General features: G+C 63.3%; 7 protein-coding genes. 5 read left to right on the top strand and 2 right to left on the bottom strand.

The features are described from left to right. Positions 1 to 4: 4 nt before the first annotated feature. Positions 5 to 487, bottom strand: coding sequence for a hypothetical protein (locus OCUBac02_RS25200; RefSeq protein WP_173050381.1), 483 nt, complete (start codon positions 485 to 487; stop codon positions 5 to 7). Positions 488 to 607: 120 nt separating this feature from the next. Between OCUBac02_RS25200 and OCUBac02_RS25205 the strand changes: the two genes are divergently transcribed. The 3 genes from OCUBac02_RS25205 to OCUBac02_RS25215 are packed head-to-tail and all read left to right on the top strand — an operon-like array spanning position 608 to position 3,288. Next, a complete protein-coding gene (locus tag OCUBac02_RS25205; protein WP_173050383.1) occupies positions 608 to 1,543 on the top strand; it encodes a hypothetical protein in 936 nt (311 codons plus the stop codon). A gap of 9 nt (positions 1,544 to 1,552) precedes the next feature. Next, positions 1,553 to 2,443, top strand: coding sequence for a hypothetical protein (locus OCUBac02_RS25210; protein ID WP_173050385.1), 891 nt, complete (start codon positions 1,553 to 1,555; stop codon positions 2,441 to 2,443). Continuing rightward, entirely contained in the window at positions 2,443 to 3,288 is an 846-nt protein-coding gene (locus tag OCUBac02_RS25215; protein WP_173050387.1) for a prepilin peptidase, read from the top strand. The genes OCUBac02_RS25210 and OCUBac02_RS25215 overlap by 1 nt, the downstream gene beginning before the upstream one ends. Before the next feature lie 6 nt (positions 3,289 to 3,294). Here the strand turns inward: OCUBac02_RS25215 and OCUBac02_RS25220 are convergent, their stop codons facing one another. After that, positions 3,295 to 6,618, bottom strand: a complete 3,324-nt coding sequence (locus tag OCUBac02_RS25220) for a DEAD/DEAH box helicase (protein WP_173050389.1) — start codon at positions 6,616 to 6,618, stop codon at positions 3,295 to 3,297. 161 nt (positions 6,619 to 6,779) lie between these two features. Here OCUBac02_RS25220 and recD2 point away from each other — a divergent pair, with 161 nt between their 5' ends. After that, positions 6,780 to 9,386 (top strand): SF1B family DNA helicase RecD2, encoded by a 2,607-nt coding sequence (gene recD2, locus OCUBac02_RS25225; RefSeq protein WP_173050391.1) that lies wholly within the window; start codon positions 6,780 to 6,782, stop codon positions 9,384 to 9,386. A gap of 96 nt (positions 9,387 to 9,482) precedes the next feature. Next, entirely contained in the window at positions 9,483 to 12,515 is a 3,033-nt protein-coding gene (locus OCUBac02_RS25230) for an ATP-binding protein (RefSeq protein ID WP_173050393.1), read from the top strand. The last annotated feature ends 87 nt before the right edge of the window (positions 12,516 to 12,602 follow it).

Genomic DNA, 12,602 nt, shown 5'->3' on the forward strand with positions numbered 1-12,602 from the left:
TGCGCTAGAGAAGCGTGAAACCGATCTCGGCGAGCGGAAGCCCCTTGGCGGCCATTGGGCCGGTTTTCAGGACGCGCATCGGACGCATCCGCAGTTTTGCGGGAGCGCGCTTTGCGATCTGCTCGCCTACTTGCACCGCCACGTTCAAGAAGATGCGCCAGGCTAGCGGCGCGCGCGGGTCGATTGTCGTGCAGGATAGCGCGAGATAATCGCGGCCTTCCAGGTTCCGAATGAGTGCGGCTCCCGCCCAGTCGATGGATACGAAGCCCGCAATGTCGATCTCTGGCACGCCGAGCGCGAGGGTCCCATCCGACTCGAAGGCGAAGGCAAACGAGCTCGATCCGAGAGTTCCCAGGAACAGGTCGTAGAAAACCTTGGAGCCCGACTTACGCTCGGCGACCTGCGCGCCAACGCGCGACACCCGCCGAACCAGGTCCAGCATCGGGTGCGCTTCGGCGATCTCTTCGATCGGGCGCATCGTCGCCATATCGTTATCCCAGTCCGATTCGTTTCAATCCTTGTTCGAAGGTTGCGACCAGCCCTTCTCGATGTAAAGTCTTTCGCAGAATCGTAGGATTCGATCGCAGATCCTTGAAGGACCGTTGCCGTGATCCAACCCGCCAACGCAGAGGACCTGATCAAGCGTAACGCTCTGATCATGTCGCTGTCGCAGCATCTGTCGCCAGGCTTCTCGGTCGTTCCTCCGACTGTTCGCTTCCCTTTCCCAGCCGTCGCTCATCCCGAGATGGGGCTGTGCGCGGTGTTCGTTCACGAGTCCCCGCTGATCCTCGAAGAGGGCGAGCGCCGCTGGTATGGCGCCGAGAGCGTCGATCCGGAGCGTGCAATTGCGGAAGCGACGATGGAGCTCTCGGCGGCCGCAAAAGCCCCCCTCGACCGGGTAACAGGCATTGCCTGGCTACCACAGGGGTATAGTCGCCTCGAAATGCCCGGGATCTGCACGAGTCCCGCGCCGGAAGACGCCGCTGCAGTGATTGAGGACGCCCTCACCCGAGTGCCGAACCGGACGGATGCGCCGCTCAATCCCTGGTATGCGAATTACATTGTCGGTGCATCCGGACCCAAAGGCCCGCCGAGCGAACCTGTTCGTCGCGTGTCAGCGTTGGTCGAAAAGGTCCTGGAGGGGATCTTCGCTGACAAGGAGGCCGTCATCGCCGGCACTGTCCTCGGCCCGACCGAGTTCGCGGACCCTCGCTTCCTGTTGCCCGCTCTTCTCGCCTGCGCATCGGAGGACTGGGATACCGTTCGCTCGTCGACCGGACGTGTCAAAGGCATTTTCCCGGGCTTCAAACTGCAGCTCACGCCCGATCCGGGTTCGCTCCTCGGCTATCGCGTCGATGGCGTCACAGCCGCAACTCCCTATCTCATCCACGGCCCGGTCGCTGCAGTGATCCGTCGCTTCGATTTCGACGGCGAGTTCGCGCTCGATGACCTCGTCGGGCAGTTTGCCCGCTACCTCGAAAAGAACGGCCTCGATGCGACCGTGCTCGAAGAATACGAGTACCGGCTGGCAACGGCTGAGTGAGGAAGGCATATGTCACTCGCAGCCATCAAGGACGCCGCCAAGAAGTCCGAGAGCGCCTATGAGAGCGAGCGCGCGCAGCGTGAGGAGCGCTTTCGCTATCGGCTCGCAGCCCAGCAGTTCCTGAAGCATCAGGCGCCACTCTTCCGCGTGATGCTGGCCAAGGGAAGGAAGCCCGAGGAGATCGGAGCCTCGCGCGAATTCGCCGACATGACGCTTAGGGCCAGGGAGCTGGCGAGCATCATCGCTCGCTCTTTGTTCCCCGATCTCGAAGAGGCCGCGCTTCCCGAGGCCGCGCGTCATTTTCGCGTGGAGGCCGCTGAGGCAGTGGCCATGGCTTGGGCGGACGGCAGAGATCTTGATGTCGAGTTTGCGGCCGAGACGATCGTCGACGCCGTTCGGCAGGCACACATCGTTTTCGACGGTGAGGCAATGCGCTGGCGCGACATCAGCGAGGCCGGCAGCATCAGCCTATCCGCCGCGGCGAGCTCGGCGCTGCTTCTCCGGTCGGTCATGCTCTATGACTTCCGTCTGGGGCGAGACAACGCTTTGAGCCGCTTGAGCGCGCTCCTGGTCGAAACGACGTCGGAGAACGTGCGGGCGATCCTGCCCGGTGATGCGTCCTCCGAGGACCGCAGAAGCGTATTCCAGAGCGTCATGCGCGAGAACGGCCAGATCCTCGCTGGGATTTACGAAAGCGTCTCACGCCGCACCGTGGCGGCGCTGGCGGGCCAGCCCGAGGCTGATCGGCAGAGCTGGCTCCTGCGGGAGCGTCCGCTCGATGCAATCGACGCCGAGTTCCGTGCTGCCGCCGACGCCTTGAGCTTTGCCGCAGCTCGTATCGGAAAGCTGTCGCTTGATGCGCTTAAGGCGACCGAAACGCAGAACGCTCCGAGCCCCTAATGGGTGGTTCGTGCGCCAGCGGCGCCTGCCAGATCGTATCGGCCTTCGCCTACTCCGCCCAAGGCGTCGGTGACGAGCTCTCCCGCGCGTTCGCGTTCCTCCACGGCGCGGCCCCGATCTTCTTTCCGCTGCTTGCTGGGCTCATCGGGGCTTGCATTGCCCATTCGATTGGGCGCGCGGTCGAACGTTGGCCCAAAGTGAATGGCTGGAAGGCTGAGGATGGCGGCGCGTTGTTGCAACCGCCTCCTTATTTGCGCATGGCGCGTGCCGCGGGCGGCGTCGTTGTTCCGATCATCAGCTGGCTCCCCTATAGCTCTGGTGGCGCCATCAGTCGTTGGGCGTATCCGGCGGTCGAGATGACGTTCGCTCTGGTCTGGGCGGGTGCGATTGCGTGGACTGGCCCGACGCTCTCGACCTGGGTATTGCTGGCAGCCTTCTCGCTCGCTTTTTTCTGCGCCTGGCTCGATCTCGTCTGCCACGAGATCCCGGACAGCCTCACCGTGCCGCTGGCTTTCCTCGGACTGCTCTTTTCGCCAGTCGAGCCCGACGCGATCAACCGGATTTGGGGAGCGCTTTTCTGCGGGGCCGCTGTTCTCGGCGCATTCAAGCTGGTGGCGAGCGCCAAGCAGGTCGACGGCGTCTCTCTTGGTGATGTCGCGTTTCTCGGCGCCGCCGGCGCTTGGGTCGGGATCTGCGGCAGCTTCACGCTGATCCTCGCATCGGTTGTCTCCTACATCGCCTACGCCGGACCTCTGAGGCGATCCGGGGTGCTGTGGGCCCCAATGGGGCCCGCCCTGGCTGTTGGCTTCGTCTTCGCCGTCCTGAGTGGCGTGCGCCTGGTCTGACGCGCGTCACATCATCGGGGTCGGAGCCATTTCTCGCGCCGGCATCTCCCATTCAGGATCCCGGACCCGCACGACCCGACCGATGCTCTCGGCAAAGGCGACAAGCGACGTGTGATGAAGGCGCGGGTCGGTGGACGCCTGGTCCTGAAGGCGATCAAAAGCGCATTCGTTCCCACCCACCATCGGGGTCTTCCCGGCATCGATCGCGCGAACCAGCGCGTTCCACTGCTGGATGAATTTCCGATCCTGCGGGATCTTCGTTCCCAACGCGCGAGCGACATCACGCTGCAGCAGCCAGCCATTGGGCTGATCGAGAAGTTCGCGATTGCGGTTGGCGCGCTCCTCTGCCGGCGCGCGCGTCAGCCTGTCGGCCGCAGAACGCTCGACGGCGCCGCCCGACGACTTCTCGGTCGCGGAACGCTCCACATCCTTCGCAGGCGACCTCTCAACCGGGGAGCGTTCCGCGACGTTGGCAGGTGCCTCCTCGCGTGCGGAGGGCTCGCCGCCACTTGCAGCCGTCTCCTCAGTGGGTTCGCTGTTTTCGGTGCTGCCAGGACCTTCCTCGACGACAGGTTCCTTCTCGACAGCCGACCTCTCGCTACGCGCCTGGTCACGAGCAACCTTCGCCGCGGACGCCTCCTCCACGATGGCCATTTCGGCCGCAGGGAGCGCGATCTTGAGGCTCTTTGCGACCCAGGCGAGTTCGCTCTCGTGGATCAGCAGCTCAGGCACGCCTCTGAGCTGCTTGATTGAGCGCGCTCGAACGCGGCGCCCGTTGTCGCGCACGGGTGTGCCGACGCGAACCTGCAACGCAGTCTTCCGCCAGAAATCCTTGATGGCGAAGCCGGTGGTCTTCAGCCGGTCGCAGACCTGATCGAAGTTCAGCTCGTCATTCTGCTGGCTGAGCGGCCGCTTTGAGTCGAGAAACGCGATGACGGTATCGAGATCGTCGCGATGGACGGCGAAGGAGCGGTCAGCGCCATCCTTGAACAGACCGCACCTGATCGCCGCCTCGCCGGCGCGGGTGCTCGCCGGAGACAGCTTCCATTGCCCTTCGAAGGTCCGGAACAGAGCATTGACTTCGTCTGCAGCGTCATTGGAAATCGCGCCGATTACGTCTTCACGCGTCAGCCACTCTTCGCCCAGATGGGGCATCCCATGGACGCGACCGATCGCACGCCCGAGCACCTCAACGTCTCTGGGGGACATCATCAGCACCGTTCCGCTGTTGCTCAAGCGGGTTCCGGCTTCAAGCTTCAGCGAATTCAATCTGACGTCTTCGACCCGCCGCGCCTTCAGCTCAACCTGGCGCCAGGTGCTGTTGAAGTCCGGATCGTTGATATCGACTTCGAGCCAGGCAGCAGCGCTTCTGATATCATGCCAGCCGTCTTCGATCGCCGCGGCGACAGTGGGCTTCTCCTCACGGGGGAGGAGCCGCTCCGTGTGATGGAGTTTGCCTTCGATGGTGATGTCCCTGGCCGTCATGTCCGGAGGAGGCAAGCGTCCTTCGAGCCTTGCAGCGACGGGAGAGATAGTCGCGGCCCCATCCGGAATATGGCCAGGGTTTGAGGCAGCCTGAATTGCTTCCTCCGTCAGAACCAGGCGATCGGGAGCCCTCTCCTCCACCGGGGCCTGAGGGGTCTCGGCCTTGGCAGCCTCTGCGATCGGTTCGGCAACGGGCTCATTCTCGCCGCGGTCCTCGACTGGAACGGTTGCAGCTTCCTCCGAGACGATTCCCTTCTCCATCGGAACGTCGTTCGCCGGCTTGATCTCGTCGGCCGTCACATGCTGAGGCCACGCCGTAAGCGCAGGCGTGGATTGGGTTGGCGGCAAGGTCGCGCCAACATCCGAGCTCACCAGAAAAGTGTCAGCCTCAACGCGAAGCGACGGCAGGACCTCGGGACCGCGGATCGGCTCCAACTCACTGACGTCGTCGGGCTCGATGGCCTCTTCCGGCTGGAAGTCGGCCCCGCGGTAGCCCTCAATTCGAATGTCTGCGAAATCCACGGGATTGGCAGTGACGAACCGAACATCGACGCCTTCAGCAGCCTGATAGAAGGCAACCGGGTTCCCCTCAAGGACACCGTTGATGTAGATTTGAACGTCGAGGACGTATGCTATTTGGTCCCGCGACTCGGCCGAAAATCTGGGGTCGATGCGCTGAGCGCGGCCGGATTGCTGCAGCTGGACAACGTCGGACTCCGTCGGCGTATTTACGACGAGACCCACAGCTGGGAGGTCCCATCCCTCTTGCAAGAGCTTGGCGTTCGCGATTCCGTGGAGCTTGCCCTCACCCACTTCGACAGCGAGGTCATCAATCGTCTCGACCGGATCCTCCCCCGTCACCACCTTCATCGTTTTGCGGCCGTCAAAGCGCCGGTTGTATTCGGCCGCATAAACGCGAGCGTGAGCGCAGTCCGCGCCATAGAAGACCGTGACCTTGTCCGCGAGAACCGTTGGTTCCTCGCCCTTTCCGAGATCGAAATCGTCCTCGGCGCCAAGGATGAAATCGAGCGTCGCATCGACGACTGCTTTTCGTTTCAGCTTGGTTCGCTCCATACCCGAAGCCGGGACATTCCCGTTGATGTCGACGCGCAGGACGTAGTTCACGACGGGAGAGATCACCCGACGGTTGCGTAGCACCTGAGCGGGGACATTGATGACTTCGTTCTGGGCGCCGATCAAAGCCGTCACGCCCTTCTCGTCATCAAAATTCGGAGTCGCGCTGAACGCCGTGACCACCGAGCGGCCGAGGAATCCATCGAGGACCGACTGCCTGAGGTCGGAAAGCCCGCGATGGGCTTCATCCATCACGATCGCATCAACCATTTCCGGGCGGATGTGGCCCTGCTGGACCATCCGTGTGAACCCCTCATAGGTGACGAGCGTCACCGGTGCCGCCGACTTCCGGCCGACGTCGATCGCGCCCACTTCAACGTCCGGGAAATGCTCGGCAAAGCCCTCAAGGGTCTGCGTGATGAGCTGCCTGGTCGGCAGAAGCACCAGGGCGTTCGGCATCACGCCAGCTGCTTTGCCCGCCTGCCAGATAGCATTGGTCTGCGCCAAAAAGATGCGGGTTTTGCCGCCGGCAGTCGGAATGACGGTCAGCGCACTCGGGTCATTCTCCTGGTCGCTGATATGGTCTGCGATTGCTCGCATCGCATCGATCTGATGCTCGCGATAGATGCCGAGGTCGTCGGCTTCGAGCAACTTCCTCCACGCCGACGCAATGAGTTCGCGCATATCCTTCGGATCGAGTTCCGGCCGCTGGCGCGCTCCTGGTGTCGAGCGGTACTGCCACAGCAGACGTTCATAGATTCCGTTACGCATAGGCCATTTCCGAAAGGATTGATTGCCCGAAGCTATGGGTGATGGAAGAAAGCCACAAAGCTGCTGGCCGAGTAATGGCACATTGCGGCGCTCACGCTTTTTCGAGCGTCTCTTGCATCGTGCGGGGATAGAGTGACCGCGCATTCGAGTGTGCGGGGACCATGGAGCAAATCAGGGCGATCGTTGTGCGGGTTCTCCGCAAGGACGCGAAGACGGGATCCGTTTTCGCGACGATCCGCTATGAGAGCCCCACAGGCCTTGTCGACGGCAAAATCAGCGGGAATGGGGCTGAAATCGAGGCTGGCGACTTCGTCATCAGCGACGGCAACTGGCGTCAGCGCAGCTACAATGGACGCGACGAAGAGATCTTCTACGCGAAGTCGATTCGTCCCGATCTGCCGATCACCAAGGACGGCGCGGCGCGCTGGCTCTCCACGATCTTCACCGCCGACGTCCATGGCGTGACTCTGGCGACCGCCAAGATCTTCGCTGACAAGCACGGCGATCGCGTCGCGCATCTCTGCGAGCGGAATCCCGAGCTCGTGCTCGGTCTTTCCCGAGATCCTCGGCAGTTTCGGACGGCTATCCTTCGCGACTGGGGACGCCGCATCTCCGGCCGCCGCGCCGTCGTTCTTCTCGAAAGCTCGGGTGTTGATCCGCGCGCGATCGATTCCATCCTCGAGGCTTTCCGTGATGGTGCACTGGAGACCATCCAGGCCAACCCCTATCGCGCGGCACGCGTTCGGAACGTCGGCTTCGGGAACGCCGACAAGATCGGTACGCATATCGGCATCACGAAGGAGGACGAGCGCCGCGTCGGAGCCGCCCTTGTTGAGCTCCTCGATGCCCGCCGCATGGAGGGGCACTCATTCGCGCGCGCCAATCTCCTGGGCCAACGGATGGAGGACCAGTTCGGCATCCCGTTGGCAACAACGAGCGCTTTCCTGGTCAGCAAGCTCGGTGACGCGAGCTCCCCCGTAAGTGTCTCACTGCGCGAGGGCGAGAGCGTCGTCATGCTCCGCGAGTTCCACGAGGCTGAACACGCCATCGCGAAGGCCGCGGTGACCTCGCTGGTGCGCGGACGCAAGAACCAGGCTGACCGCGCTCAGGTCGTCCTGGACAGTCTGTTCTCCACCGAGAAATACAAGCGCTTCGATGCGTTTCAGCGCGCGGCTGTCCTCACCTCTGTGATCGAACCAATTTCCGTCCTGACGGGCGGCCCCGGCACCGGCAAGTCGACGGTCTCCGAGGTTGTTGTCATGGCGGCCGAGAAACTGGACCCCGGACCGATCCTCCTGTGCGCCCCGACGGGCAAGGCCGCCAAGCGCCTTGAGGAGACGACCGGTCGCAAGGCGTCCACTATTCATCACCTGTTGCAGGCCCGAGAGGATGTGGCGAATGGGCGGACGGTGTTCGGGCGGAACGCTGCCAACCCGCTGCCGGCCGGTTGCTTCGTCGTGATCGACGAAGCCTCGATGATCGACATCCAGACGATGCAGGCCCTTCTGGCAGCGATGCCGGCCGACGGGCGCCTGGTGCTCGTCGGTGACAAGAACCAGCTGCCGTCCGTCGACGCTGGTGCCGTTCTCAACGACCTCATGCAGGCGACTGGTCCGGACGGGCTTCGCCTTGTGCCGTGCGGTGAGCTCGTCAACGTCTACCGCCAGACCGGCGACTCCAGGATCGCGACCGGCGCGGCCGAGATACGTCAGGGTGACGTCCCCTTCCTCAGCAATCGATACGAGGGCGGCGTCATCCTCTATGAGCGCGCCGAGAGCGATATCGTTGAGCAGGTGCGCTGGTGCGTCACGAAGGCCTGCACCGAAGGCCTGCGCCTTCAGCCGCACCAGATTGCCGTTCTTGTGCCGCAGGCGCCGGGTGAGGTCGGAACGCGACGCATCAACCGGATGCTGTCTCGCGAGCTCAACCCACGCGGACGGGACATTCCGGGCATTCTGCCGAACGCCGACGATGCGGATATCCCGATTCCGCGCGTCGGCGATCGGGTGATGCTCACCGAGAACGACGATGAGAACGACGTCATGAACGGCGACGTCGGGACGATCACTGATGCCTATGCGAAGCCGACGCCGTCGGGCGCGACGCGCAACATGATCAAGATCAAGTTCGATTGCGGTCACGAGGTCGAATATCCCGCTGCCCAGTGGCGCAAGCTTATCCTGGCATATGCGATGACCGTCCATAAGAGCCAGGGCTCGCAGTACCCGGCTGTCATCATGCCGGTCTGCTCGGCCCATGAGCGCATGCTGGATCGCAGCCTGTTGTACACGGGCTGGACCCGCGCGAAGTCCTCGCTCTTTATCGTGGGCGAGCGGGACGTGATCGAGAAGGCTGTCGCGAATGTCGAGGCCTCCAGGCGGGATACGCGGCTCCAGGAATTCCTGAGGCACTTCAGCCTGGAGATGGGCCTTTCCGGCAGGCCTGAGCTCGCCGCGATTGCCCCGCCGGCGACGCCGCGAGCCGTTGCGCCTGCCCCGCTTCGCCGCCCACCTGGTCCTCCCCCGGCGGCGCCTCTCGCGGCTCCGCGAGCGGCGCGCCCGGTGCCGCCTCCCCCGCCTCGGATGGCTCCCCGCCCCCTCCCCGGGATCGGTCAGGCTCGCGCGCCGGCACCGCAGGTCAGCGTAACCTCTGTGCCAGTGTCACCGGTCCGTCGGCCGCCGCCCCCGCCACCGGGCCGGCCGAAGCCACTGCCGGTGCAGCAGCCGGAGCCAGAGGATCTCCACCAGATTCCTTCTATGGCTCCATAGGTCTCCTTGACCGACCAAGGAGCGCGGGTTCTCTTAGGATGGAACGAATCCTGTTGGATTGACGCGATTCCTTGAATTGCGCCTCCGGAGAACGGCATGGCCCTCGCGAATATCGTATCGAACGCCATCGAGGCGTTTTCCTCCACCGTGAAGAAGCCGGTCTCCAGCTTCTCCATGCTGGAGACCACCGACGGTCAGCAGATCTTCGTTGCCAAGGATGGCTCCCTGATGTCGATCGTGAAGATCGACGGCATCACGCGCGTTATCGGCGAGCCCGAGCTGAACAACATCGTCCATCGCATGACCACGAACATGGCCAAATATCTTGGGCAGCCTGGTCATGCGCTCCAGTTCTGTTTCGTTCGCGATCCCGACTGGTCGCCGAAGATGATCCAGGGTCAGCTCGGCGCCGCGCGCGCAACCGCTCGCACGCTGGACCTCGAACTGAAGGACCTCTTCGAGGAGCGGGTTCGCTTCTTGAAGGACTATGTCGTCTACGAGGCCTATTACGTCGTGCTCTGGACGCGCCTCACTGCGCTGACCAAGCAGGAACGTGAGAAGGCGAAGATCACCTCGCGTCCGCCGGGCTTCTGGCCCGATATGGCCGACACCCAGGATGTCTTCCGGGCTGCCCGCCCGCTTCGGGATCGACACAAATCCTTCGTCGCGAGCTTCGTCCAGGAGCTGAAGGACGTGAATATCCGCTCGCGTGCTGTTGGCGTCCACGAAGGCGTCCGCGCCATTCGTTCTTCTGTCTATCCCGACTTTGTCGGCTCCGACTGGAAGCCGACGCTCATCGGCGACGAGACGCCGATCCGGTATCCGGAAATCTCCGAGAACGACGTCTCGCATCTGCTCTGGCCGCGCATCGACGAGCAGATTTTTGTTCGCGAGGCGACGCGCGTGAACCACCGCATCGTGACGATCGGCTCACGCAATTTCGCCGGCATCGACATGGCCGTCGGACCACAGGAGCTATTCCCGTTCTCGAAGCTCCTTCGGCGCATGATCGACGCGGATGAATTCCCTTGGCGCGCGTCTTTCCTCGTCGAGGGCGACGGTCTCGCTGGACTCGGCCTCAAGGCGTTTTTCGCTTCGATCTTCAGCTGGTCGAGCAGTGAGAACCGGCCGCTCAAGGACGCGATCAAGGAGCTGCAGGAGATGCGGCTCGACGGACAGATCATTACCCGTTTCCGTGCCTCCTTCGCGACCTGGGCGCCAAACGACAACATGGCACTGATCGAAGAGCGAGAGAGCCGCCTGCAGAACGCCGTCGAGAGCTGGGGTTATTGCATCGCGGCGCCGACCGCCGGCGATCCCCTCGCCTGCGTCATGTCGAGCGCGCTCGGTCTCGACGCGTCTGCGACGGCGCCTCCGACGGCAATTCCACTCGCCGACACCATGATGCTGATCCCGTGGGATCGTGATGCCAGCCCCTGGAATACGGGGGCGATCATGTTCCGGACGGAGGATCGCCGCATCTGGCCCTTCCAGCCGGGCTCAGCACTTCAGGACGCCTTCATCGACATCGTCTTTGCTCCTCCGGGCAAGGGCAAGTCGGTCTACCTGAACACCGCGAACTTTGCTTCGTGTCTCTCCCCCGTCTCGACCCAGGGCGTCGGCGGCGCGAAGCTTCCCCGCATCGCGATTATCGATATCGGGCCGTCTTCGTCAGGTCTGATCTCGTTGCTGAAGGAGGCCCTGCCTCCTGATCGGCGACACGAAGCGCTCTATACGCGCCTCAGCAACACCGAGGCGTTCGCGGTCAATCCGTTCGACACCCAGCTCGGCTGCCGGCGCTGCTTCCCGCATGAGCGCCAGTTCCTGATCAACTTCATTTGTGCCATCGGCACCCAGATCGGCGAGACCGCGCCTCCGAAGGCGATGGCCGAGCTCGCCGGCTTTTGTATCGATGCGCTCTATGACATGTGCTCGGACGAGGACAAGAAGTCGGAGCCCAAGCTCTATATCCGTGGCGTCGACAACGAAGTCGACGATGCGATCGACCGCTACGGCATCAAGACCGACCACGAGACGATCTGGTGGCAGGTCGTCGACGCCTTCTTCGAGAAGAACGCGATCCACTACGCAACCATGGCGCAGCGCTATGCGGTGCCGATGCTGCAGGACATCGCGAAGATCCTCCGCCGCCCGGACATCTCCGACCTGTTCGCGGCGGCTCAGGATGATGGCGAGCGCATCCTGTCCATCCTGGAGCGCACGGCGATCAGTGCAGCGAAGGAGTATCCGATCCTCTCGCGCCCGACGCGCTTCGATATCGGCGACGCGCGCGTCGTCGCGCTCGATCTCGACGAGGTGGCGCGCGGCGGCACCGGTGCGGCCGAGAAGCAGGCAGCGCTGATGTACATGCTTGCCCGCTTCACGCTGGCGAAGGATTTCTACCTCAACGCGCCGCTTCTGAAGGTGAACGGGCCGGCCGGCATTCCGATCATTCCGGAGAGCTATCGTCGACACCATTCCATGCGGATCCAACGCATCCAGGAGGTGCCGAAACGGCTGGTCTATGACGAATTCCACCGCACCGGCGGCTCACAGTCCGTCCGGAACCAGGTCATCGTGGACATGCGCGAAGGCCGGAAGTGGAACGTGCAGATCGCTTTGGCGAGCCAGCTGTTGTCCGACTTCGACAAGGAGATGATCAACCTGGCGTCCGGGATCTGGATCATGGGCGGCTCGACGCCGGCGGAAGCCGACCAGTGCCGCGTCATGTTCGATCTGAGTGAGACAGCGACCGCTATCGTTCGGGACAAGCTCAACGGACCGGGGCCCGGCGGCGCGCCATTCCTGGCGATCCTGAAGATGAAGGATGGTGCACAGGAGCATCATCTCTTCAACACGCTCAGCCCGATCGAGATCTGGGCCTTTTCGACGACGTCCGAAGACGCGGCGCTTCGCAATCGTCTCTATGCCCGCCTCGGCGCTGTGGAGGCCCGTAAGCGGCTTGCCAGGCGATATCCGAACGGCACAGCGAAGGAAGACATTGCTCGGCGCATCACCATCCTGGTGGAGAGCGGCGACGCAATCGACCGGGCGAAAGCGCAGGACGGCATTATCGCGCAAATCGCCGATGAGCTCTGCGGCGACGTGGTAGCGGATGCCCCCTACTGATCGGGCTCGCCGGCCTCCGCCGCACGCGCCGCGGCGGAGGCCCTGAAGATCTGACCCCGCATATGACGCGATTGGATGGTTGACGGG

The organism is Bosea sp. ANAM02, from assembly GCF_011764485.1.
Lineage (GTDB): Bacteria > Pseudomonadota > Alphaproteobacteria > Rhizobiales > Beijerinckiaceae > Allobosea.